Annotated in this window: 21 protein-coding genes and 1 pseudogene; 9 read left to right on the top strand and 13 right to left on the bottom strand. The window is 32.7% G+C overall.

Features of this window, described 5'->3' with window-relative positions; translation table 11 throughout:
* Position 1 precedes the first annotated feature (1 nt).
* The gene (locus OS191_RS01350; RefSeq protein WP_267153909.1) at positions 2–1,042 is read left to right on the top strand and encodes a GMP reductase; all 1,041 of its coding nucleotides are present in this window, start codon (positions 2–4) and stop codon (positions 1,040–1,042) included.
* Here OS191_RS01350 and OS191_RS01345 read toward each other — a convergent pair.
* The 8 genes and pseudogenes from OS191_RS01345 to OS191_RS01310 all read right to left on the bottom strand — a co-directional run.
* A pseudogene (locus OS191_RS01345) lies at positions 1,043–1,180 on the bottom strand (methylglyoxal synthase); the annotation flags it as partial.
* Positions 1,181–1,471: 291 nt separating this feature from the next.
* Complete coding sequence (locus OS191_RS01340; RefSeq protein WP_267153908.1) at positions 1,472–1,780, bottom strand: hypothetical protein; 309 nt, start codon at positions 1,778–1,780, stop codon at positions 1,472–1,474.
* Positions 1,781–1,893: 113 nt separating this feature from the next.
* On the bottom strand, positions 1,894–2,163 hold the full coding sequence (locus OS191_RS01335; protein WP_267153907.1) for a hypothetical protein: 270 nt from the start codon (positions 2,161–2,163) through the stop codon (positions 1,894–1,896).
* Positions 2,164–2,189: 26 nt separating this feature from the next.
* A complete protein-coding gene (locus OS191_RS01330; RefSeq protein ID WP_267153906.1) occupies positions 2,190–2,333 on the bottom strand; it encodes a hypothetical protein in 144 nt (47 codons plus the stop codon).
* A gap of 407 nt (positions 2,334–2,740) precedes the next feature.
* Positions 2,741–3,778, bottom strand: a complete 1,038-nt coding sequence (locus OS191_RS01325; RefSeq protein WP_267153905.1) for a CobW family GTP-binding protein — start codon at positions 3,776–3,778, stop codon at positions 2,741–2,743.
* Positions 3,779–3,788: 10 nt separating this feature from the next.
* A complete protein-coding gene (locus OS191_RS01320) occupies positions 3,789–5,297 on the bottom strand; it encodes an amidohydrolase family protein (protein WP_267153904.1) in 1,509 nt (502 codons plus the stop codon).
* Between the two features lie 875 nt (positions 5,298–6,172).
* On the bottom strand, positions 6,173–7,234 hold the full coding sequence (locus OS191_RS01315; RefSeq protein WP_267153903.1) for an HAD family hydrolase: 1,062 nt from the start codon (positions 7,232–7,234) through the stop codon (positions 6,173–6,175).
* A gap of 92 nt (positions 7,235–7,326) precedes the next feature.
* Positions 7,327–8,961, bottom strand: a complete 1,635-nt coding sequence (locus OS191_RS01310) for an arylsulfatase (protein ID WP_267153902.1) — start codon at positions 8,959–8,961, stop codon at positions 7,327–7,329.
* Positions 8,962–9,384: 423 nt separating this feature from the next.
* Between OS191_RS01310 and OS191_RS01305 the strand changes: the two genes are divergently transcribed.
* Positions 9,385–10,515: a helix-turn-helix domain-containing protein gene (locus tag OS191_RS01305; RefSeq protein WP_267153901.1), complete on the top strand. Its 1,131-nt coding sequence runs from the start codon at positions 9,385–9,387 to the stop codon at positions 10,513–10,515.
* 447 nt (positions 10,516–10,962) lie between these two features.
* A complete protein-coding gene (locus tag OS191_RS01300; protein WP_267153900.1) occupies positions 10,963–11,751 on the top strand; it encodes a helix-turn-helix domain-containing protein in 789 nt (262 codons plus the stop codon).
* 252 nt (positions 11,752–12,003) lie between these two features.
* On the opposite strand, the gene OS191_RS01295 is transcribed toward OS191_RS01300, so the two are convergent.
* The 5 genes from OS191_RS01295 to OS191_RS01275 form a co-directional block, all read right to left on the bottom strand.
* Positions 12,004–12,366 (bottom strand): methylglyoxal synthase, encoded by a 363-nt coding sequence (locus OS191_RS01295; RefSeq protein WP_267153899.1) that lies wholly within the window; start codon positions 12,364–12,366, stop codon positions 12,004–12,006.
* A complete protein-coding gene (locus tag OS191_RS01290; protein WP_267153898.1) occupies positions 12,357–13,229 on the bottom strand; it encodes an N-acetylglucosamine kinase in 873 nt (290 codons plus the stop codon). The genes OS191_RS01295 and OS191_RS01290 overlap by 10 nt, the downstream gene beginning before the upstream one ends.
* Positions 13,230–13,305: 76 nt before the next feature.
* Positions 13,306–14,301, bottom strand: coding sequence for a type I glyceraldehyde-3-phosphate dehydrogenase (gene gap / locus OS191_RS01285; protein ID WP_267153897.1), 996 nt, complete (start codon positions 14,299–14,301; stop codon positions 13,306–13,308).
* Between the two features lie 55 nt (positions 14,302–14,356).
* A complete protein-coding gene (pfkA, locus tag OS191_RS01280; protein ID WP_267153896.1) occupies positions 14,357–15,343 on the bottom strand; it encodes a 6-phosphofructokinase in 987 nt (328 codons plus the stop codon).
* A gap of 123 nt (positions 15,344–15,466) precedes the next feature.
* A complete protein-coding gene (locus OS191_RS01275; protein WP_267153895.1) occupies positions 15,467–19,873 on the bottom strand; it encodes a translocation/assembly module TamB domain-containing protein in 4,407 nt (1,468 codons plus the stop codon).
* Between the two features lie 93 nt (positions 19,874–19,966).
* Here OS191_RS01275 and tsaD point away from each other — a divergent pair, with 93 nt between their 5' ends.
* The 6 genes from tsaD (at position 19,967) to OS191_RS01245 (ending at position 24,766) form a co-directional block, all read left to right on the top strand.
* Positions 19,967–20,989: a tRNA (adenosine(37)-N6)-threonylcarbamoyltransferase complex transferase subunit TsaD gene (gene tsaD / locus OS191_RS01270; protein WP_267153894.1), complete on the top strand. Its 1,023-nt coding sequence runs from the start codon at positions 19,967–19,969 to the stop codon at positions 20,987–20,989.
* Positions 20,990–21,100: 111 nt separating this feature from the next.
* Entirely contained in the window at positions 21,101–21,730 is a 630-nt protein-coding gene (locus OS191_RS01265) for a peptidylprolyl isomerase (RefSeq protein ID WP_267153893.1), read from the top strand.
* Positions 21,730–22,437: a 16S rRNA (uracil(1498)-N(3))-methyltransferase gene (locus OS191_RS01260; RefSeq protein WP_267153892.1), complete on the top strand. Its 708-nt coding sequence runs from the start codon at positions 21,730–21,732 to the stop codon at positions 22,435–22,437. Before OS191_RS01265 ends, OS191_RS01260 begins: the two co-directional genes overlap by 1 nt.
* Before the next feature lie 36 nt (positions 22,438–22,473).
* Positions 22,474–23,121, top strand: a complete 648-nt coding sequence (locus tag OS191_RS01255; RefSeq protein WP_267153891.1) for a DUF4159 domain-containing protein — start codon at positions 22,474–22,476, stop codon at positions 23,119–23,121.
* Positions 23,122–23,127: 6 nt separating this feature from the next.
* The gene (locus tag OS191_RS01250) at positions 23,128–23,652 is read left to right on the top strand and encodes a TrmH family RNA methyltransferase (RefSeq protein ID WP_267153890.1); all 525 of its coding nucleotides are present in this window, start codon (positions 23,128–23,130) and stop codon (positions 23,650–23,652) included.
* 22 nt (positions 23,653–23,674) lie between these two features.
* Positions 23,675–24,766 carry an AI-2E family transporter gene (locus OS191_RS01245; protein WP_267153889.1) on the top strand — a complete coding sequence of 364 codons (1,092 nt, stop codon included), beginning with the start codon at positions 23,675–23,677 and terminating at the stop codon, positions 24,764–24,766.
* Position 24,767 lies beyond the last annotated feature (1 nt).

Raw genomic sequence — 24,767 nt, 5'->3', positions numbered from 1 at the left:
AATGCGTATAGAACAAGACATCAAATTAGGTTTTAAAGATGTAATGATTAGACCAAAACGCTCCACACTCAAGAGTCGGTCTCAAGTTAGTTTAGAGCGAAATTTTAAGTTCTTAAACAGTGAAAACAGCTGGAATGGCATTCCTATTATGGCTGCTAATATGGATACTGTGGGCACTTTTGAAATGGCATTGTCTCTAGCAAAAAACAAATTATTTACTGCTATACATAAACATTATTCGCTTGCTGAATGGGAAGAGTTTCTAAAAAAGGCTCCTAAAAATATTGGAGAATATATTGCTGTTAGTACGGGAACAGGAAAAGAAGATTTAAGTAAATTGGCTGGTATATTTAAATTAGATTCTCAATTAAAATTTATATGTATAGATGTTGCTAACGGCTACTCCGAACATTTTGTGGATTTTGTAAGACGAACAAGAAAACAGTATCCAGACAAAACCATTATTGCTGGAAATGTGGTAACTGGCGAAATGGTTGAAGAACTTCTATTATCTGGTGCCGATATTGTAAAGGTTGGCATAGGTCCTGGTTCTGTTTGCACGACTCGTGTTAAAACAGGTGTAGGATATCCGCAATTATCTGCTATTATTGAATGTGCCGATGCTGCTCATGGGTTAGGCGGACAGATAATTAGCGATGGAGGCTGCTCTACCCCTGGCGATGTAGCAAAGGCCTTTGGTGCTGGAGCCGATTTTGTGATGCTTGGAGGTATGTTTTCTGGACATGACGAAAGTGGTGGAGAAACTAAAGAGCGTGACGGAAAAACATATAAACAATTTTATGGGATGAGTTCTACAACAGCTATGGATAAATATGTTGGTGGCGTAGCAGAATACCGTGCCAGCGAAGGGAAAACAGTTGAAGTTCCATATAAAGGTGAAGTTGAAGGAACACTTCAGGACATTCTGGGAGGTTTACGAAGTACATGTACCTATGTAGGTGCGCTACGTTTAAAAGAATTGACAAAACGAACGACTTTTATACGCGTGGCAGAACAGGAAAATAGGGTTTATACGGAATAGTTATAATAACCCTTTCATTAACAACTCTGCAGTAACTGAATTTGTAGCCAATGGAACATCGTGCACATCACATAAAAGCATGAGCATAAGAACATCTGGTTCGTGAGGATGTTTTTCTAACGGATCTCTAAAAACCAAAAATATTCTTTATAGAATTATTAAAATAGTTTTTTGATTACGATGATCTTCCATAAAAAGTTATACTATTAGAAATAAATCCTACCCAAATTTAGATTTATTGATCAGCCCAAAAGACAGGAACATTAAGTATAATATCTCTTTAGGAGCCTCCATCTACAGCAGTTATAATACAGAATCTCCAATTGAATCTATTTTTTTATGAGTTTTTGCTAATACAGCAGTTACAGAATATGCTACAGTTCCTGCTATTTCAATCCAAAATCCATAGGCTTCCATAGTAAATTTTGCTTATGATATTCTTTGTTTCTTTAAATTCATAATTCCATTCATTAGCATGGTCGCTAAAAATATTCCGATAGCAATGGATAAGAGTACGCCTCCAAGTGTTGCTAAAATAGTAACTCCAGAAATTTTATTTCCTGTTAACCAACACTCCAAAGTTCTTAAACCATGTGAGCCAAGAGATAGAGCAAAAAGAGGCATTAACAGAAACATAAAATCAGGAGAGTAATTTTCTGATCGATTCGATTTCCAAACAGCTATAATAGTTCCAATAAACATTCCAAAAAAGCTGCCCACATATTCCCCATACGCCATTGTAGCAAGTTGAGCTGCTGCTCTTGTTATTAATAAAATAATGATAGCTGGGAGGTAGGTAATCTTTTGTTCGCATTTGAAAGGCTATAAAATTTTCCATTAAAAAGATGAAACTACCCGGATAAATAGCCCACCAAGCAAATTCTGCCTGTACTGAAGCTGGAAATAGTCAAAGTAAGAATGGCAGCTAATACAACACCTACAACTTGCAGTACTAAAACCATGATACTATAAAATAATCTATCTACTGCTTGCGACCAACGTCCAGAAACCATTTCTAAAGCCTGAGTACTAATAGAATCTCCAGGAATAAAAACTAAGGTGGCTGAAATGAGTAAAAGTCCTGGTGCTGCAGTTGTAAACCCAAATTTCCATGCTAGCATGGCAATTACACCTGAAAAAAAAGTGGCTACAAAACCAGCTGTTTCATTGAATCCTTTAATCCATGTAGAGCAGGAAATACAATTCCAGCTGGTACGGCTGTTATTGCAGCCTTCCAAACAGCTTCCCAAGTTCCAACAACATCAACTGAAAAACCAATACCTAATAACATTACGCCTAACCATCTTAAAAAATTTGAATAAAGTTCAGGGGATTGTTTTATTTGAATTAAACCGATTCTTGAATCGCTTAAATTTAAGCTACCGTTTAATACATTGACATACCATTTTTATAGTTTAGGCATAGCTGCCAAAGAAGAAATATCAGGAATCCCACATTTAACGATGCGATGTTGCCAATTAATTTCTATTATAGCCAATTGGGCATTAACAATTGCCTTTGTGTGTTTATAACCAAAAGTCTCATCTACACGTTCTATACGCTATTCCTAACCAATGGTACCTTCCCAACTCCAACCTAAATATATTGTGGTTTATTCTTATAAAAGATTAAGAACATCAATTACTTCATGCTTTTGTTTTCTTTGTTTTTCTGGTGAAATAGTTTCACTCATAAAAATTAATTTATATAATTTAGTTTTTTAGCAAGTCTTAAAACAGCAGATTGCGATTCATCACCAGTTCCAATACAGGCATCAAAATGTTGCTTTAATTCTTTCGGTTTGATATCCTTTGTATCTCCAATAAGTACCAGCTCAGAAATAGGCGCTTCTTCACCCCAAAGCTCATCCTCTGTTATGACGAGTCGTTTACCAACCATTTGTATTATATAACGATACATGGGTAATTCTTCTAAACAAACAATCCCCTTACAGCGATAGATGGTTTCAGACAAGGTAGAAATAACAGAACGGAACTTATGTAGTGATAACTGCTGGTCTGTTGTCCAACTCCATGTTGCCAAGCCATGTCCATGAACATGTATATAGTTGTCTTTACTTTGTTTGACACGTTCAATAGGAGGAATGGATTGACTATTGGGCAGAATTAATTCCATGGGAATACGGCCTTGAACCACTTCTACTATTTTGGCCCCAGAGGTGAGTTTTTTTACAATGTTCTTAACATGTGTTAGTTGTTCTTGATTTACTAAATCGACCTTATTAAATACGACTATATCGGCTGCTCCAATCTGCGATTGTGCCAGTTTAGCCATGTTGCCTTTCATCAGTGAGAATTGTTCTGAATCTACTATGGATAGAATACAGTTAAAACCAAAAGGCGTCGATAATTCTATATCTAAAATGGTGTTTAGTACTGGAATGGGATGGGAAACACCACTTAATTCAATAAATACATGTTCTGGCATGTCTGGGCGTTTGAGTAAGTCAATACATGCTCCAGCTAGATCATCCCGAATGGTGCAGCATACGCAGCCATTAGCGAGTTCTACTGTCTCTCCTTCAACTCCTACAACGAGTTTCGCATCAATGTTAATCGCGCCAAAATCGTTTACCAAAACAGCTGCTCGAACGCCATGATTTTCACTTAATATATAGTTGAGAAGGGTTGTTTTACCCGACCCTAGAAAACCACCAATAATGGTAACGGGAATCAGTTTTTGTTTTAACCCAACATTATATGTTTTATTATGCATCGGTTTCCAATTACGTTACTCTTGTTGCAGAACCATAAATCGGTTTTCCAGGGAACACATTATCCACAGTTTCAGAATTATTAACCACCACAGTTCCATTTACTAAAACATAAGGAATGCCAGACGATGGTAAACCACCAGCTTGCATGGTTGCATTGTCTTGAACAGTATCTGGGTTAAAGATGGTAATGTCTGCATCTTTACCCCTTTGAACACGGCCTTTATTTGCCATTTGAGGTACGCCATTATCTTCAAGATAACGTGCAATCAAATAGGTCATTTTAGAAACGGCATCCGATAGCATAATATCAATTGTCTTTTCTCTTACTAAACGTAGCAACTTGGCATGTGTTCCAGCACCTCTTGGGTGACCATTTACCGAATCAAAAGGTACATTCCAATCTAAGGCAATTTTACCAGTTTCTTTGATGGTATATGGAAAAGAATCACTCCCTAATACCACGTTAGGATGCGCCAAACCCTTGTACATATCTTCATCTGTCGCATTATAAAACATGATGGATGTAGATGGAGCCGTTTTCATCAGTTCTTCATAACGCTCTTTTGTGAGTGGCGTCATAGTAGATGTTTCAATAATATCTTTGTAATCACGTCCCATATTTGGGCCATAGTTATCAGAGACTAAATAGTCTGCAGCCACTATACTTGCTCCATAATTGTATGGATAAATTTCTGCCAATATTTGATGTCCTTTTTCACGAGCACGATCAATAAGTTCAAGTGAAGCCATGGTGTCTTTTAAGGCTTGCGCATGTAAATGTTGTATGACAATACCGCCACCATAAACTTCTTGAGGCGCCATTAACTCCATAAAACCAAGGATACCGCTAGTAGGTGGCATTTGTGAAGAAAAACGAGCATGAACAAAAGTAGATTGACCGTATTTTCCAGCGAGTTTTTGTGCAATCATAGATTCCTGTTGTGTACATCCATCTACCATATACCCAACTGGATAGCCAACACCAACTGCGCCATCGGCCAAACCTTCTTCCAACAGAATCTCAAATTGTTTTATTTGGTCGTCCGTTGAAATTTGTGTGCTCCATTTCATTGAAAAATGTGATTGTTGAGGAGCCCCTAAGCCATCATAGCAAAAATCTCCGGCAAACTTTGTTTTAAAATTAGGGTTGAAAAGATGCTCACGGACAGGTAACGCACCTGATGAAGCTGCGTAATTCGAGCGACATTTTCCTTCGAGTGCCGCATACCAATCTTTAACCGGATAAACGCCTGCCTCCAATTCCATAGGAGTAGTTACGCCATCGCGCAAAGCCAATTTCTCACCGAATGGTACGCCTGCATTGTGGTGGTGCATATCTATAAATCCTGGGGCTACAACATGATCTGTAGCATCAATGGTTTCCTTTCCTTGAATATCATCTTCGGTTACTACTGCAATTTTGGCTCCATTGATACCAACATTTCGGATGGCATCTAATCCTGTTTCTGGGTCGATTACGCGTCCTCCTTTAATTACTATATCGTATGTATTACTCATGATACTATTGCTTGTTGGTTAATAATTTGTTTATGTAAAAAAGTATATTATTGCATGGCATAGATTGGATTAACCAACGTTATACTTAAATAATTACCAGATACAAACTCGAAGGCCTCATCAATTTGAGAGATCTCAAAATACTGTTCTTTATTTACTTTTTTTAGTCTTTCAAAAAACGAAATTTTAAATTGATACGAGTGCTTTAAAAACTTTAGAATGCCCCACGACAGCCAAGTTTCCTAATCTTTTAATGCACTGATTAAAAATATGACATCCTCAAAAAACACTTTGGTTTCGAAAAGTAAAATTTTCATTTCGTATAATTTGACAAGCACATTTACGGTATCAAAACCAGCATCTAGTTTCTCTTGGAACTACTTCTTCGCTAACTTTTTATCTGTCTCTGTAAATCCATCAATTACCTCAAAAGCCAAGGTATTTGATTTTGATGTTTTTAATTGTACAGTTATTATTCAAACTTATTTACAAGAACTATTAACTTTTCTCATAATTCAGAATCATATACCTTGTAATAAATAATATTCTATTTTAACAACTTTTTTGTTGATTTTACCTGAAAAGGCAGTCTCTCCTAGTACATACCTTATGCCTTTGGTAACTGACGTTTGGCTATCAAGCCCTACAGTTTTAGTGTAGCTCCTTTAACTAAACCGTCTCTATCATAAGCAAAATCAACTTTTACAGATGTGTTGGATCTTCAGCAAGTTTCAAGTTCCCGGTAATCACTTAGAGCTCTAAAACCTTGAGAAATACGATTATTAAGATTGAATTTTCATAGTATAGTTTTAATTATAATACTCCTCATGATTCTTAATAACAAAAGAAAGTTATATTAATTTATTACTAATTAATTATTGTTCATCCATTTTATACGGATATATCACTTTCCAATCATCTTTCATACTAGCAACTGTCCATCCTTTTTCTTCTGCAATTGTCAAGCCTTTGTCAAGAGTACCTACATGAGAGTCCTTATCGTAAGCCCATTCCCTTATAGAATCTGTGTGGTGTACATACAATTGAAAATTTTTATAGCTATTAGAGTTTGCCCATTGAAGCATTTGTAAATCGGCATCTGCATTTCCTCCTGCAAAAACAGGTTTTTTACCAATATATCTGTTTATACCAATAGGTTTCCCTACTTTATCGTCAACAAAATTCATTTTTGGTAATCTTCTAATTACAGGGTTTCCATTATTGTCATCCCATTCTGTAGCAATACTACTACCTACAACTTGGTCTGAAGGAATACCGTAAGCGCTTTGAGTTATAGGACGCATAAATTCAATGCCACCACCGGAAACGATAAAGGTTTTAAAATCGTTTGCTCTTAAATATTCTAATAATTCAACCATAGGTTGAAAGATTAGCTCATTATAATGAACTTTTTTAGTAGGATGTTTTGCAGTAGCAAACCATTCTGTTACAATTTCTGCAAATTCATCGGTAGTTATACCAGCATGGGTTGACATGATTATTTCTTCTATACCTTTCATACCCTGTTTTTTCAAGTCTTCCATGTTGTCTTCTAAAATAGCTTTATATGGCTGTTGGGACTTCCATTCTGGGTGGTCTGCTGCCATAGCTTTTACTCTATCTATAGCGAAAAAGAGTTGAAAATACACTGGCTTTTCAGACCATAAGGTTCCATCATTGTCAAATGTAGCAATACGGTCTAAAACAGGAATATAGTTTGGACTATTTTTATTTGTCACATCTTCTACATAATTTATGATATTTGTTTTATTTGTGCCATCGTTCCATGATGGCAGTGGATTAGATTCTACCGTATTCTCTATAGCCAACCCAGGATCTTCTGCCTTAGTTTCAACTTTTTTATTCTCCTTAGAAGAACAAGAAACTAACATAGCTGTAGCCAATAATAACAACAAGTATCTTCTATTGTTTTTCATAAAATATTTCATTTTTATAGTATTTAGTTGGTAATATAAGTAAAACACAAAAGGCACTTAAAGTACCTTTTGTGTTATATTTAATAATGTGGTTAATTACCTGGCCCCGGAGTTTCTACAGGTGGTAATACAATTCCTTTATGTTTTAATAGTTCTTTTGCTTGCTCTATTGTTCTAAACCTACTAATTGTCATTGGACCTGAATAAGTTTCACTTTGCATTTTTCTTGGAGGGTATTCAACATATGATTTCATAAGTTGTTGTTGTGCTAAAGTAAAAATTACCATAGTCCAAGTTTTCTCAGTATAACTCGTCATAAAAATATCATAGCGTTCTTGAGGGTCTTGCCATAAGTCGTAAATAGCAGGAACCGTTGCTACATATTTTTCAGCACCTCTCCAACCCAGTTGTTGTCCAGGCATATCGCTACCTGCTTGAGCTCCGTTATCTCCACGAGTATTAAATGTAGCTTTCCATTTACCTACTCTTATAGCTCCTGGTGATAATTCTTGTTCCGTGAAGTAAAACCAACTATCACGTAATGGTTCACCTTCATCAAACAATACATTAGACATGTCTATACTATCAAAAGTTATAGGTACTCCATCTCTATCTTTAGTTGGTAAATCGACACCTGCCAGACTTGCAAAAGTTGCCATATAATCTAAACCACCAACAATATCATGACTTTGAGAACCTGCAGCAATTTGTCCAGGCCACCAAGCTAATGCTGGCACACGATTTCCACCTTCACGATCTGTACCTTTAGAACCTCTAAAAGGTGTGTAACCAGAATCTGGATGTACATCTTGCCAAGCTCCATTATCAACAGTATAAACTACAATTGTGTTTTCGTCAATATCTAATTCACGTAATTTATCCATGATACGACCAACATTATAATCCATCTCTACAACACAGTCTGCATATTTACTGGTAGCTGGAGATTTACCTTTAAATTGCTTAGATGGCAAATTAGGCTGGTGATTTTTTGCAAAGTTAATACTCATAAAAAATGGCTCACTACCTTTTTCGTATGTTTCCAACTGTTTTAGGGCATTATCTGTCATCATCATGTCCAATTCAGCGATATTTTCTGGGGTAACTGCAGACACTTCTTTTACAGGTTGTCCAGCAACACCTTCTAAAATTCCTATTGTATTTTTATCGAAGTAAGCCGTCATTTTTGGTGTCATATCTGGATTCCATGAAGGGAATGCATATGTATAAGCATCTAAGTGATACAATACAACATTTTCCATTTTGTCATAACCATGAGCAGTTGGCATAGCATAGTCTGCTTCTCCTAAATGCCATTTTCCAGAGAAATAGGTATTATACCCTGCTTTTTTTAATACAGAAGCCAAGGTCCATTCCGGAGCAGGCAACCCTCCTCCTTGTCCCTGGAAGGCTACTGTGGTCATACCAGAACGATTTGGTATTCTACCGGTTTGCATGGCTGCTCTACCAGGTGTACAACTTGGTTGGCCATAAAAGGACCAAAATTGCATTCCTTCGTTTGCCATACGGTCTAAGTTTGGAGTAGGCATTCCTCTACCTTCACCACCACCATAAACACCTAAATCTCCCCAACCCGTGTCATCGGAGATAAGCATGATAATGTTTGGCTTTTGTGGTCTTTTGTCTTTTTTCTGAGCACTTACGATTGCTGATGTAAACACAAACATCATTAATAGTGCAATTGTTAAAATTTGATTTTTCTTCATTTGATTAAAATTATAATTAATATTTAGATTTATTTTTTTCTATTACTGTTTTGTTAGCCATGTATATATCCATTAGGCTGTAATCATTCATCAATACCATTTGTATAACCTTAATAGCTATAATTGAAGTTTAGCGAAATACAAAACATATTGTTTAAAATTTATAAGGGTGAATATTGAAATTATTTTTTTTAAAATAAATCCGTTTACAGCATGTTTTAATCAAATAGTTTACAGCTTGTTTTAATCAAATATATAACATTTGAAGTTTTTTTAAACACACAAACAAATGTTGATTATCTGATTATAAGAAGAATACAAGGAAAACATCTGAAATATTGGTGGTTATGAGAATATAAAATTTGTCCTGAATTATTATTTAGGAAAAAAAACTACTTTAGCATTACGGTTAATTTAGTTTTTATGAAGTTTTCTTTTTCTGAATTATTTGGAATTATAAGTAGTGTATTGGGTGTACTATTAATGATTCTTGTACTTATAAAAATGAAAGGTAAGGCTAGCATTCGTATTACTTTTATACTTTTATTATTAGTCACCTTATTGGAAGAATCACTTGGCGTTATGAATTACTCCGGAAAAATTAAATTATTTCCTTTTTTAATCAGAATTGATAGCCCCATACATTATTTATTAGGACCCGCATATTACTTTTATGTTTTAAGTAGTTTAAAAACTACTTTTAAATTTAAATATATTCATTTATTAAATTTACTGCCTTTTATTATCAACATAATTCAATTTATGCCTTTATACTCTGCCAGTACTGAATACAAGTTAGATTACTACAATAATTATACTTTGGAAGGTTCTCAGTCTTTTATTATGCAAAATCAATACTTGTTCAAAACTATTAGTGCTTGGGTTTATTTAATTGCTCAATTTCTTGTATTTAATCACTATGTTTTAAAAAATAAGATCAGTAAAAAATACAATACACAGGTAGCCTTATGGATCGGCATTTGTATTTTCTTGCAATTTATTACTTTTTCATTCACAATGTTCGATAATCTTACTGGGTATGAAGTGTTTGGCGACTCATATAAGTTTGCAATAAATATGGTTGGTTTCTTGCTTTCATCATTGGTTGTAGCCATCTTTTTCTTTCCAACATTGTTATACGGGAATGTTATTGTTGAAACATCTAATAATGAAAAATATAATAGCTCTAAACTTAAAGAAAGTAGTAAAATTCAAATATTAGAAGATTTACACAACTATATTAAAAGTGACGAAAAACCTTACCTAAACCCTAAACTTTCACTTACAATTGTTGCTAAAGACTTAAATGTTTCTAATCGGAGACTTTCTCAAGTAATTAACGAAAAGAAGGGTATAAACTTTAACGATTATTTAAATTCTATGCGCGTTGAGGTGGCAAAACAATTACTCGTTAGTGACGCCTATAAGAAATTAACAATTGAAACAATTGCCCTAAAATCTGGATTTAATTCTAAATCTCCTTTTTACGCTGCTTTTAAAAAACACACTGGTATATCTCCTAAACAATTTGTGAATTCATCACAAAAGCACTAAATAATTATTGAGTTGAAAAGTAATTAGATTTTAACGTATATATCACATTGATATTACTAGGAAGTTGAGATTAAAATAGTATTTTTATTTTGTTTTTCTAAAACTATTATGACTTTTTCTATATCAGAATTATTTGGAATTATTAGCAGTTTCCTTGGCATATTGCTGATAGCTATTATCCTTTCTAAAGCAAAGAGTAAAAGTATTATAAAGTACAGCCTTGTATTTTTATTATCAGTGTTAACCCTGATTGTATTTTTTGGTGTATTGAATTACTCAGGAAAAACCAGTATGTTTCCTCATCTATTTCGGATTGATAGCCCGATTCACTACCTGCTAGGCCCGGCAGCCTACTTCTATACCCTTACAAGTCTAAAAAAGGAATTCAAGTTTAGGTGGTTATATTTATTGAACCTATTGCCTTTTATTGCTAACACCATTAATTTCATGCCTTTTTATCTTACGAATGCAGCAGATAAATTAATTTATTACAATGAGCTAATGGCTACAAAGTTAACCATGGTGACACATATACAATACTTGCTAAAAACGATTAGTGTATGGTGCTATTTTTTAGCTCAGCTATACTTGTTTTATAAATATTTATTAAAGAATAGTACCGACATAAAGCACAACAAAAATTTATCGTCTTGGTTTATTGTGTTTTTTGGATCTCAATTTCTTTGTTATTTTGGCATTGCATTAGACCAACTCACAGGCTTGGAAACCTTTCAGGATCCATATAAGTATTCTATTAATATGCTTTCTATTATGCTCCAGACCATTGGTATTGCCCTTTTGTTTTTTCCAAAATTATTGTATGGGATTTATACCAAAAAAAACAATCAGAAAAAATACAGTCATTCAAAGCTTTCAGATGATACTAAAGAACAAATATTAGAAGCACTACAGAACTATATTAAAAGTGACCAAAAACCTTACCTAAACCCTAAAATTTCACTCACAGCTGTTGCTAAAGATTTAAATGTTTCTAATCGGCGACTTTCTCAAGTAATTAACGAAAAAAAGGGTATAAACTTTAACGATTATTTAAATTCTATGCGCATTGAGGTGGCGAAACAATTACTGATTAGTGAGGCTTATAAGAAACTAACTATTGAAACAATTGCCCTAAAATCTGGATTTAATTCTAAATCTGCTTTTTACACAGCCTTTAAAAAACACATTGGTTTAACACCAAAGCAATTTATAAATTCTTCTAAAAAAAGTAGTTAATTAAATAGGTAACATAAGTAATGAAAAGTTGTAAAATAAATAGCTTTTTAAAAATAACTCTCAGGAGGCATCTATTAAAAAAAATAGAAATAAAAATCCATAAAAAAATTGATTTAAGCGTATAAAAAAACCTGTTTTACAGAGTTTTTAAAACAAAATAAAACTACTTATTTACCTCTAAGTAAGTGTTGTTTTTTAGATATAATTTGCAATAAAACACAAGGAAATGTAAAAAAAAAATTGATTTTAAAGTTACAACCCTTTCATTAACAACTCTGCTGTAGCAGGGTTTGTTGCCAATGGAACATCGTGTACATCGCATAAACGCATAAGCATAAGAACATCTGGCTCATGAGGGTGCTTTTCTAAAGGATCTCTAAAAAATAAAACCATATTACATTTTCCTTCAGCTACTCGAGCTGCTATTTGCGCATCGCCACCCAAAGGTCCCGAAAGTAACCTTAATACTTGAAAACCGGCTTTCTTAACTTTTTTTCCGGTAGTTCCTGTGGAAACTAAAGAGATGTTTTTTTGAAGAAATGTTTCTTTATGTTCATTTAAAAACTGAACCATCTCGGCCTTTTTACCATCGTGTGCAATAATTGCTATTTCCATGAATCTAAATGATTTATATGATATTTAACAAGCCCTTCAATTGGACGTCTAATAATATTTCCAACTTTAAAATGAAACTCTTCTGCAACTTCTAAAATTTCTTCTTTTGAAAAATGAGCAATGGAACCTACAAAATGAACGGGAACTGTTTTTATTTCTTCAGAATATTGCAAAATCATATTTTTAGAAAACAAGCGAAGACCTTGAATAATGAGGTTTTTTATATAGTCGGAGTCTTTGTGTGTAAATATGAATTCAGCAAAAGTGGCCAGATAAGCGTTGGGATTAGCTTGTTTGTAAAGTTTATTTTTAATAGCGTCTGCTTCTAAATTGAATTTTTCGGCAAATAAAATTTTCAATTTTTCTGGCATCTGATTGAAGTAATATCCTCTAATTAATTGTCTGCCGTAATAATTTCCGCCAGCATCGTCCATAACACTATAACCTAAAGAAGCTACGCGTTGATGTATTTGTTCTCCATCAAAATAACTACAATTGGAACCGGTTCCAAGAATACACACTACAGCAGCTTCATTTTTATGATTTAAACCTGCTCTTACTGCAGCTAAAGTGTCTTCTTTAACTTCAATAAATGCTTTTTGAAAGATGTTTTGTAAAACCTCTTTCAGTAAAAGCCTAGGTTTTTCTGTACCACAACCAGCTCCGTAGAAAAATACATGTGAAACTTGATCTTTAACCCTTATTAAATCTGGGTTGGCTTGTATAATTTCAGAAAGTTCTTTTTCTGTTAAAAGTGCAGGGTTAAGTCCTTTAGTATCTAATTTATCTAAAAGCTGATCGCCTTGAGAATCGACAGAAATCCAGTCGCATTTTGTAGAACCACTATCGGCTATTAAAATCATGAGATAAAAATATAAAAATTCCACATACTAATCTATTATTTTGAGATAGTATGTGGAATTAAAAATCGAGTTAATATTAAGAATGCATCAAATCTGCCAATTCCAATAATTTAACGGAGTATGCATATTCGTTATCGTACCAACCTACCAGCTTAAAAAATCTTGAATTTAATTCTATAGCGGCATCTGCATCAAAAACACAAATTCTAGTTTCACTTACAAAATCTTGAGATACAACTTTATCTTCAGTATAGCCTAATATTCCAAGCATCTCGTTTTCTGAAGCATCTTTAAAGGCTTTTTTAATTTCTTCTAAAGATGTTTCCTTTTTAGTTCTGACAGTTAAGTCTACAACAGATACATTTGCTGTTGGGACTCTAAACGCCATACCTGTTAATTTACCATTTAATTTCGGAATAACTTTCCCAACAGCTTTTGCAGCTCCTGTTGACGCAGGAATTATATTTATTAAAGCACTTCTCCCTGCTCTGTAATCTTTTGCTGAAGGTCCATCTACCGTTAATTGTGAGGCAGTTACCGCATGAATAGTCGTCATTAAACCTTCTTCTAATCCAAAATTATCATCCACAATCTTAGCCATTGGAGCTAAACAGTTTGTAGTACAAGAAGCATTAGAAATAATCTTGTCTGAGGCTTTTATATCTTCATGGTTTACTCCCATTACAAACATTGGAATATCTTTACTTGGAGCTGAAATTATCACTTTTTTGGCACCAGCTTCAATATGATAATTAGCTGTTTCCATCGTTTTAAAAATACCTGTACAATCTGCAACTACCTCTGCCTGAACCTCGTTCCATTTTAAGTTTCTAGGATCTTTTTCGGCAGTTACTCTAATGGTTTTTCCATTGACAACAAGATTTCCTTTAATAACTTCAACGCTGCCGTTGAACCTTCCATGAACAGAATCGTATTTTAACAAATAGGCTAAATGATCTACTTCTAATAAATCGTTTACACCTACAACTTCTATATTTTGTTTTATCGCTTCTCTAAAGACTAATCTTCCAATTCTTCCGAAGCCGTTAATTCCTAATTTATAATTTGACATTTTATTTTTTAATTTTTTATAATTTATAATTCTTTTTATTAAAAACTGAAGACAATTATGTCGTCATAATATCAGACACTCGTAACAACTCCCAATTGATTTTTGATTTTCCCTTTACGGCTTTATCTAAGGCTGTTAATTCCATTTTATTGTTTAGAATTCCAACCATATAATTTGTTTTTCCTTCCAATAATGATTCTACTGCTTTAACTCCCATCCTACTTGCAAGCACACGATCAAAACAAGTTGGAGAACCACCACGTTGCATATGACCTAAAACAGATACGCGAACATCATATTCCGGCATATTTATATCTATATAATCTTTTAATTCAAACACATTCTTTCCTATTTTATCACCTTCAGCAACCACAACAATACTAGAGGATTTTCCAGAAGCTTTGCTTCTTTTTAAAGATTCTACCAATCTGTCTAAACCTAAATCCTCTTCAGGAATTAATATTTCTTCTGCACCGGCTCCAACACCAGCGTTTAAAGCTATGTGCCCCACATCTCGGCCCATCACTTCAACAAAAAACAATCGTTTATGAGAACTTGCCGTATCTCTAATTTTGTCTATCGCCTCCACAACGGTATTAATAGCTGTATCGTAACCAATAGTAAAATTGGTACCATAAATATCATTATCAATAGTTCCTGGAATACCTATGATTGGAAAATTAAATTCTTCATTAAAAACTAAACCACCAGTAAATGTTCCATCTCCACCAATTAAAACCAAAGCATCAATAGCTTCATTAGCTAAATTAGTATGCGCTTTTATTCGTCCTTCTTTCGTTTTAAACTCATTCGAACGAGCCGATTTTAAAATAGTTCCTCCCGTATTAATAATGTGGTTGACATTTCTAGCTGTAAATGCCTTAAAATCTCCTTCCATCATGCCTTCAAAACCTCTGTAGATACCAACACATTCAATATTATGATAAGCACAAGTTCTAACAACAGAACGTATGGCGGCATTCATTCCAGGAGCATCTCCTCCAGATGTCATAACACCTATTTTGGTTATTTTTTTACTCATTTAATCTTTATTAACTATAGTAAATTTACTAAAGAATACCCAATAAAAACAGGGTTTTACGATAAATTTAAGAAGATTTAATATGGAATTTGTTTTATTAAAAAATACAATGATTTATGTCACTTAATCGGATGTTTCTTTCTTAAATCCTACGTAAGAAGGCAACATATCTTCTTTATCTTTAGTTGCTTCTTTTTTAGATGTATCTATGGTTTTTACCTTGCCTTTAAAAATTTTATCCAATAATTCTTTAAACGTATCAAAATCGACACTATAAGCAATTCCAATCCCTTGTGTGTAACCTATCTCTTCTCCAAAGTTTCTGATACTATTTTCTCTATTGAACACTTTAGCTGTTAGTGTTCCTTCTTCATTTAACAAAAAGTCTATTTGTACGTCTCCTGCCACTACCGTTTCACTTACACCTCCAACAGGAACTCCAACTTTACCATTTATAATTACTCGTTCGGAGATATTAGTTTGCAAGGTAACACCCAACCTATCATCCGTTTGGTACTCTGGTGTGTTTTCGCCAGCTTCGTAATTTAATCCAATATTAACTTTATTATTTCCACTGGTTATCAAACCATTAATAATACCATTTAAACGTTCCGTTAAGGTACCAGTAATATTGACATCGTTTAATCTATTTGAAAAAGCGCCAGTTGCCAATAAATACAAGGCCTGATTATCCCTATCTTCCTTAGAACTTAACCTGTATTGAATTTCAGATTTTACAGTGGAACTTAAGTTAGGAAAGGTAAAATCGAATTCAGGATCAGGCTTTTCTAACTGTCCTGTTAGTTGTATTTCTACATTAACAGGAATACTTCTATTGATTGGATTATCTAATAAAGGTGATGGATTGGCTTGGGTTTCATAAATGGCTGTAATATCTATTATAGCACCCATTGGATCTCCATCCCAACCTATACTACCTTCCTGAACTTTAAATCTTTTTTCTATAATTCCTTCATATTTAAAGTTGTAGATTCCTTCAAAAACTATAAAATCTCCAAACATTCTAAACTTCCCATTCGTATTAATTTCAATTAACAACCCTCCTTCTCCTTTACCTCTAATAGTACTTCCTGAATCTTTATCAATAACTATTTCTATTTCTGCATCTTGAGTTATATCTAAGTCGAAATCTAACTCTAAACCTTTAACTTCATTAACAACATAATCTTCACCTTTAAGTTTGGCTTCTTTTTCTTCAGGAGTTAAGAAATGGATATATGAATTATCTCCAAAAGATTCCATATCGCTTAACGGAATAACAAATGTTGTTCCTGGATTTGTTGTTGCTATTACGCTAATAACCAACTGATCTGCTGGACCATTAATTTTTGCCGAACCTCCAATAAATGCTGTTCCGTAATACAAAGCTTCTTCATCATCTTCAGCATGTGTATCTAAAACCACTAAATTATCTGTTGTGACGTCTAGATTCAGTTTCCATTTAGAAAAATTAGTATGACTTAAAGATCCATTTAACAAGCCTTTGGTATCAAATTTAGTATCAGTAAGTTTTAAAGCATTAAAATTGAAACTTTGGTTGGTTAAACTTACATTAGAATTATCTGCAAAATTATAGTCTACATTCAAATAAGGAATACGTAATCCGCCATTATTCAACTCTAAATCGCCACTTATATTTGGTTCATTTAAGTTTCCAGACACCTTAGCAACTCCTGAGACATCTCCTCGAATATCGCTAAGAATATCTTCTAAAAATGAATTGATAAAGCTCAATTTGAATTCATTAAATAACAAATTAACGTCTATGGTTGAGACTTCATCTTTTAAGCTAATATCTCCAACTGCTGCAAAGGACTGCGATACATCGTCTTTAATTTTTATGTTCACATTATAGTTCGATAGATCTTCGTTACCGGTAATGGCTGCATCGAAAGAGCCTAAAGCCAAATCGTTAACTACAAAATTATCTATGGTGATTTTTGAAGAAGGTAAATAATTTCCTTTTTGCTGAAGTACATCAAGTTTACCATTAACATTTCCTAATAACTCTAAACCTTCTATTGAAGGTGTAATTTTAACTAAATCGACATCTTTAAAGTTTAGGTGTAAGTTTTTATAGGTGGAGTCCTTTAGAACTCCTGAAAGAGAAATCTCTTCCTGGTTATGACTCATAACCATTTGCTCGATATTTACGTTTGAAAATTTGTTATCGAACACAACTTTATTAAAATGATTTCTTTGCTCATTAATAACCCAAGTATTACCTTTAAAGGTAACATCTGACTTTTTAAAACCTACAACAGAGTTGTTTTCTTCATTAATAGTGTGGTAAAAGTTTAAATTATAAAGGTCTGTATTTTTAGGACCGCCTTTAAATTCTGAACGCACAAACAAGGTGTCGTTTAGTGTGATATTAATTAAATTAAATTTAGAGACATCATAATATTTGGTATTAATACTATCTATTTCCACATAAGCATTAAATACAGGGTTTTTATTATCTAACTGAAGTTCTATTTGATTAGCAAAATAATCAAATAATTTAATTTCAGGCGATTTAAAAGTTAGTTTAAATTCTTTCTCATCGCTTTCAACTCTTCCCCGAACATGCGTATTTTTTCCAAGCTTTAAATCTGGCACAAAAACTTCAACAATCTTATTATATATTTTAAAATTAAAATCGATGTATTGATTTTGCTTTACTTTATGAGGTTTGAAATTAGTATAGATACTACCAATGGCATTTTCGAATAGTTTTCCAATGTCTTCAAAAACAAAGTCTCCACTTAGCTCACCTTCAATTATATCTGGAGAATTAACACTAATATATCTTACCTGCTCATTAAATTGTGAAGTAATTTCAAAATCATCAAAGAAATAATCGTCATTTTGATTTTTATAGGATGTTTTATTGAATTGAATTCTACCAACGGCATCATTGATTGTGGTTCCTTCCATTTTCATATCTACAATCCCTTTAAAAATAGAGATGTCATCTTTTGTTACAAAATTTAATGCATTTAAATTGGCATAAGACACATTTGCCACAAAATCGAAGGTATTGATGTCTTCAGAGAAATTAGCCAATCCATTAAATTCTAATTGTAAGTTTTTATCGTTAGAAATAAGTTTTCCATTAAAAATCTTATTCATTAAATTCCCTGATATATCAATATTTTCATAGGTATAATTATTATATACCATTGAAAAAATGTCTCCATTTAACTTTGTGTTTACATTCTCTTTTGTAAACCCAGAACCATCAACATCTAGATTTAACGATGTTACACCAAAGGTTTCGTCGTTAATAAACTTTCCAACATTAAACTCTTTAAAAACAACATTCCCAAAGTAAGATGCATTATCGATATCGTTTATTTTTTGCATATCTAAATTTGCATCAATCAAACCAATTTGTGTATTAATAACCACATCTGCTTTAACAGCTGAAGTGGTTATTTCTGTAACACCAATAACATTAAAATTCCCTAATTTATCGAAAGCCGTAGGAATAGAAGCTCCTAAAACATTAGGCAACAAAGCTTTTAAATCTCTATAGTTAGAAGATAATTGGTCGAAATTACCTTTCATATAAAAATTATTGTCTTCGCGATTAAACAAGTTCTTAAAATTAATATTTCCTACAATCTCACTTCTTGTACTTGTAAACAATTCTAGATTGTTAATCAACAAATCGTTAAGAGTTCCAGATATTTTAGCACTCAATTTGGCTCGCTGATTTACGCCAAATTCATTATAAAAGGTGTTTAATTCATTTAAAGCGACATCACTTTTAGTAAATATGGCATCCACTTGAACTTTATTAGTAAAATCTTGAAGTTCTTCTCTGTTGTAAAAGAATTTGACATCTCCTTCAAGAGAAGAATTAGCTGTAGTTATACTCAATTTTTCCAGTAAAATATTGCTTGGTGTATAAGTAAAATTACTGACCAAATTTTTAACTACCAAACCACGACTATCGTTAAAAGCCAAGGTATTAATTCGCGTACTTACATCGCTTCCATTAATTAACAAGTTTGTAGTATTGGCTTGAATATTACTAAATTCAAGGATTTTAGGAGTTTCGTTATTTTCGTTTATCAATCTAAAAATACCATCGTAAATTGTAACATCGCTTGAAGAAAGTAAAAATCCACTTTTTTCTTGAGACGGATTGTCTTCATCAAATTTAGCTACAAAAATATCTAGATTGGTGTCCGTTTCTCCTTCATAGGTTTTTAAGTTAAAAATCAATCCATCTAAATCAATATCACCAAAAACCAGTTTTACATTAATTATATTTTTAAAATTTAAAATAGATGTGTTTAGCTCTCTAGCTGCAAATAAGGTGTCTTTTTTATAATCTCGAATTAGAATTTCTTTTATCTCAACATCACCGTTAAATTGAAGTCCTATTTTACCTATGTTAATGTTGGTACCAAAATCGTCGTTTATTCTTGTAGTAACTTTTTTTCCTAAATATGTTTGAATAGATGGAATAGACAGCAATAGCACCAAAATGATGAAAAGTAGCAAAATGATTGCCACTAATTTAGATACTATTTTTAAAAATTTTTTGATACGTTTTAAAGTTATAACTTTGAAACCAAAATTAACAATTATTGTGCCTAAAATTCACTAATGTCTTCACAAAATATTTATATTCTTGGAATTGAGTCATCATGCGACGATACTGCAGCCTCAGTAATACATAACGGGAAAATTTTAAGCAATATTATTGCTAGTCAAAAAATCCATGAAGAGTATGGCGGAGTTGTTCCAGAGTTAGCCTCAAGAGCGCATCAACAAAACATTGTTCCTGTTGTTAATCAAGCCATTAAGCAAGCAAATATTACTAAAGAGCAACTTCATGCCATTGCTTTTACCCGTGGTCCAGGTTTAATGGGCTCCTTGCTTGTAGGTACTTCTTTTGCAAAATCTCTTGCCATGGGTTTAAACATTCCCTTAATAGATGTCAACCATATGCAAGCGCATATTTTAGCTCACTTTATAGATGAAAAGGGTTTTAACAAACCTCCTTTTCCATTTCTAGCCATGACAATTTCGGGTGGACATACACAAATAGTGGAAGTTTCTAATCATTTTGATATGAAAGTGATAGGAGAAACTATTGACGATGCCGTTGGGGAAGCTTATGATAAAAGTGGAAAAGTTTTAGGATTAGGTTATCCTGCCGGACCAGAAATAGATAAACGTGCACAATTAGGAAATCCAAAAGCCTTTAAGTTTACCAAACCAAAAGTAGATGGTTTAAATTTTAGTTTTTCTGGATTAAAAACAGCTATTCTGTATTTTATTCAAAAGGAAACTAAAGCCAATCCAAATTTTATTAAAGAAAATATCAACGATATTTGCGCGTCTATTCAATATACTATAATTGGTATTTTAATTGATAAATTAAAATTGGCTTCCAAACAAACTGGCATAAAACATATTGCTATTGGTGGAGGAGTATCGGCTAATTCAGGAATTAGACAGGCTTTAAAAGCAGGTGAAAATAAATTTGGTTGGACAACCTATGTGCCTAAATTTGAATTTACTACCGACAATGCTGCCATGATAGCCATTGTTGGGTATTTAAAATATCTAGAAAACAATTTTTCTGAACAAAACATAACTGCTTCAGCTAGACTAAAAATTTAATTTTCTTCAAGATTAACTATTGAAAACTCTGTTAATAACCTTATAGAATAATGCCAATTCTATCAAATAATTTTGTTTTTTTGTCTTACTAAACAATAAATAACTCCCCCAATGAAACATTTTATACTTTTATTGAGCTTAATTACTTTCACATTAAGCGCTCAAGAAACTACTGCCGATTTAGATTTGATTTCGGATACAACTTCAGCTGAAGAATTTTTAAAAACCAATAAAAATAAAGGCAATAAATTAATTACTTTTAATGAAGAAAAACATAAATCTGTTTTAGCAACAAATCTACTTAAACTACCAATTGGTGGAAAAACAACAAATCAAAACAGTTTTGAAAAAACCACCTATAAAGTGATAGAAAAAAATTCGATAGCACATTATAGGTTGAGTTATATTTTATTGGATGTAAAAAATAAGAAAGCTTCAAGTATACAGGCAACCATAAACCAAATTATTTCGGCTTATGATAAAGGTTCTCCTTTTGACTTTTTAGCTAAAAAATACTCAGATGCCGACAATGCCACACGTGGTGGAGATACTGGATGGCTAACAAAAGAAGATATGTCGCTGTTTTTTAGTGTAGATGTTACTGAAAACCAATATATTGAAAAAGAACTGTATACCTTAGAAAATGATGACAAAGGATTGTATTACATTATTCTTAATACATATCAACCAAAAGAAATTAAGGAGATTAAAGTTTTAAAAATAGTAGAGCCAAGACATTAATGCAATTATTTTATAATCCAGATATTACAGAAGAAGCAACACAAATAATTTTTCCAAAGGAAGAAAGCAGACATATTGTAAAAGTTTTGCGAAAATCTGAAGGAGACATCTTGCATATCACCAATGGGTTTGGTTGGCTTTTTACTGCTAAAATAATTGTTGCTGACATTAAAAATTGCATGGCAACTATTACTGAAAAAACATTACAAGCAAAGAGAAGTTATCAAGTTCATCTAGTGGTAGCACCAACAAAAATGAATGATAGATACGAATGGTTTCTTGAAAAAGCCACTGAAATAGGCATCGACAGCATCACTCCTATTATTTGTGATAACAGCGAAAGAAAAGTAATTAAAATAGAACGGTTTGAGAAAATTCTTCAAGCTGCTATGAAACAATCTCTTTCGTGTTATATGCCCAAACTTTATAATGCTATTCCATATCAGGATTTTATTGAGCAATCCATTTCGGGACAAAAATTTATTGCCCATTGCGAAGAAACAGATAAAAAATCTTTAAAGACTGAAATTATACCAAACCAAGACATTACTATTCTAATTGGACCTGAAGGCGATTTTAGTGTTAAAGAAATCGAGCAAGCTATCCAATCTCATTTTATTCCTGTAACTTTGGGAAACACAAGACTTAGAACTGAAACAGCAGCCATAGTTGCTTGCCATTCGGTAGCTTTTGTAAATGAATCTTAAAAATAAGCTTAACAATTTCAATTACCTTATACAGACATGAATAAAACACATTTTTTTTCTTTATTCTTTTCTCTTTTTTCTTTAATTGTATTTTCACAAGAAATAGCTGTATTAAAATATAAAGGTGGTGGAGATTGGTACGGAAATCCTACAGCTTTACCAAATTTAATAGCTTTTTGCAATTCTAATATTCAAACCAAAATCGATCCAAAACCTGAAACAGTTGAAACGGGTAGTTCGGACATTTTTCAATATCCTTTTATACACATGACAGGTCATGGAAATGTTTTTTTCGATGAAGAAGATGTAGAAAACCTTAGAAATTATTTAATTTCTGGAGGATTTTTACATATTGATGATAATTATGGTATGCAACCTTATATTACTGAAGAATTAAAAAAGGTTTTTCCTGATAAAGAACTGACAGAGCTACCTGCAAACCATCCAATTTTTAGCATTGCTTATCCATTTCCAAAAGGTTTACCTAAAATACATGAACACGATGGAGATAGACCACAAGCTTTTGGAATTTTCTTTGAAAACAGATTGGTTTTATTATTTACCTTTGAAAGCGATCTAGGGGATGGCTGGGAAGACGAGGCTGTCCATAATGACCCAGCAGATGTAAGAGAAAAAGCTCTAAAAATGGGAGCTAACATTATAAAGTACGCCTTTGAAAATTAACACCCTGTGAAACAACTCACCCACTATAACTCCCAGTTTAGCAAGCAGAAATTCCCCATTATATTAGTTTGCGATAATATTACAAATGCTCCAAATATTGGAAGCTTGTTTAGAACGGCTGATGCTTTTGGTATAGAAAAACTTATATTTTGTGGCTCACCTATTCCTTCAGGAAGAAAAATGACCAAAACTTCCAGGGCTACTGAAAAAGTAGTGCCTTATGAAGAAAAAGACAACACCCTAGACATAATTAAGCAATTAAAATCTGAAAACTATCATGTCATTTCATTAGAAATTACAAACAATAGCTTATCATTAGACACCTATATTTTTCCAAAAGAACAAAAATTAGCTTTAATTATTGGAGATGAAAATTTTGGAGTTTCTGAAGCCGTTTTAAATCTTTCAGATGCCGTAATTCATATTGATATGTTTGGGCAAAATAGTAGTATGAATGTTGTTCAGGCCACAAGTATTACTTTATACGAAATAACAAAACAAGCTATAAAAAATAAACGCTTGAACATTTAAAAGCATCATGTATATTTGTTGAATGAATTCAAAAGATATTTCCAATGGAATTTTAAGAGCAATCGCCACTATTATTGGTATAAGCATCTTATTATTTTTTTTATATAAAATCCAATCGGTTATAGTTTATATCGGTATTTCTGTCGTTATTTCATTAACAGGAAGACCTATTGTAGGATTTTTAAGAGATCGTTTAAAATTCAATAATTTATTGGCTGTTGTTATTACCATGATCCTATTAATAGGTGTTATTGTTGGTCTAATTGGCTTATTTATACCATTAATAGTTGAACAAGGACAAAATTTATCTTTATTAAATATTGATAAACTTCAAGGTAATATTAAAGGGCTTTACACAGAGTTTATCACTCATTATAACCTTGGAGAGTTAGCTGTAGACGAAGATCCTCTAGCCAGTTCCAGTCTGCTTTCAAAAATAGATTTTTCTGTTATTCCTGAATTTTTAAATTCTGTAGTTAGCGGTCTAGGAAGCTTTAGTATGGGCTTGTTTTCGGTAATTTTTATATCATTTTTCTTTTTAAAAGACAGCAAGCTATTTGAAAACGGCTTGATGACACTTATTCCAGATAATAAAGAAACTCGTTTAAAGAGTTCCATATACAAAATTAAAAACTTATTATCACGATACTTTGTTGGCTTGGTATTTCAAATTTCTATATTGTTTTTAATTTATACCATTGGGCTTTTATTTGTTGGTGTGGAAAATGCTGTTGTTATTGCATTTCTATGCGCTTTAATTAATCTAATCCCATATTTAGGTCCATTAATTGGAGGTTGCATTATGATTTTATTGACTATGACCAGTAATTTAGGCCAAAGTTTTAGTGAAATTATTTTACCCGAAACTCTATATGTGCTAGTTGTCATTATAATTGGACAATTAATTGACAATTTTATTAGTCAGCCACTAATTTTCTCGAAAAGTGTAAAATCTCACCCTTTAGAAATATTTTTAGTTATTATTATAGCTGGTTTATTATTTGGTATTGTAGGAATGATTATTGCCATACCAACCTATACAGCCTTAAAAGTAATTTTAAAAGAATTCTTATCTGAAAACAAACTTGTTCAAGGACTAACAAAAGATTTATAAA

The organism is Xanthomarina sp. F2636L (assembly GCF_026410195.1).
Lineage (GTDB): Bacteria > Bacteroidota > Bacteroidia > Flavobacteriales > Flavobacteriaceae > Xanthomarina.
Note: the sequence above shows the minus strand (reverse complement) of the source record. Positions and strands in the feature narration are given on the sequence as shown.

Coding starts and splice junctions, on each gene's coding strand:
- OS191_RS01320 (WP_267153904.1), bottom strand. CDS start 5,297: ATGAGTAATACATACGATATAGTAATTAAAGGAGGACGCGTAATCGAC.
- OS191_RS01340 (WP_267153908.1), bottom strand. CDS start 1,780: ATGGCGTATGGGGAATATGTGGGCAGCTTTTTTGGAATGTTTATTGGA.
- OS191_RS01265 (WP_267153893.1), top strand. CDS start 21,101: ATGAAACATTTTATACTTTTATTGAGCTTAATTACTTTCACATTAAGC.
- OS191_RS01260 (WP_267153892.1), top strand. CDS start 21,730: ATGCAATTATTTTATAATCCAGATATTACAGAAGAAGCAACACAAATA.
- OS191_RS01305 (WP_267153901.1), top strand. CDS start 9,385: ATGAAGTTTTCTTTTTCTGAATTATTTGGAATTATAAGTAGTGTATTG.
- OS191_RS01315 (WP_267153903.1), bottom strand. CDS start 7,234: ATGAAAAACAATAGAAGATACTTGTTGTTATTATTGGCTACAGCTATG.
- OS191_RS01245 (WP_267153889.1), top strand. CDS start 23,675: ATGAATTCAAAAGATATTTCCAATGGAATTTTAAGAGCAATCGCCACT.
- gap (WP_267153897.1), bottom strand. CDS start 14,301: ATGTCAAATTATAAATTAGGAATTAACGGCTTCGGAAGAATTGGAAGA.
- pfkA (WP_267153896.1), bottom strand. CDS start 15,343: ATGAGTAAAAAAATAACCAAAATAGGTGTTATGACATCTGGAGGAGAT.
- OS191_RS01330 (WP_267153906.1), bottom strand. CDS start 2,333: ATGTTATTAGGTATTGGTTTTTCAGTTGATGTTGTTGGAACTTGGGAA.
- OS191_RS01300 (WP_267153900.1), top strand. CDS start 10,963: ATGCCTTTTTATCTTACGAATGCAGCAGATAAATTAATTTATTACAAT.
- OS191_RS01290 (WP_267153898.1), bottom strand. CDS start 13,229: ATGATTTTAATAGCCGATAGTGGTTCTACAAAATGCGACTGGATTTCT.
- tsaD (WP_267153894.1), top strand. CDS start 19,967: ATGTCTTCACAAAATATTTATATTCTTGGAATTGAGTCATCATGCGAC.
- OS191_RS01350 (WP_267153909.1), top strand. CDS start 2: ATGCGTATAGAACAAGACATCAAATTAGGTTTTAAAGATGTAATGATT.
- OS191_RS01295 (WP_267153899.1), bottom strand. CDS start 12,366: ATGGAAATAGCAATTATTGCACACGATGGTAAAAAGGCCGAGATGGTT.
- OS191_RS01335 (WP_267153907.1), bottom strand. CDS start 2,163: ATGCTAGCATGGAAATTTGGGTTTACAACTGCAGCACCAGGACTTTTA.
- OS191_RS01325 (WP_267153905.1), bottom strand. CDS start 3,778: ATGCATAATAAAACATATAATGTTGGGTTAAAACAAAAACTGATTCCC.
- OS191_RS01255 (WP_267153891.1), top strand. CDS start 22,474: ATGAATAAAACACATTTTTTTTCTTTATTCTTTTCTCTTTTTTCTTTA.
- OS191_RS01310 (WP_267153902.1), bottom strand. CDS start 8,961: ATGAAGAAAAATCAAATTTTAACAATTGCACTATTAATGATGTTTGTG.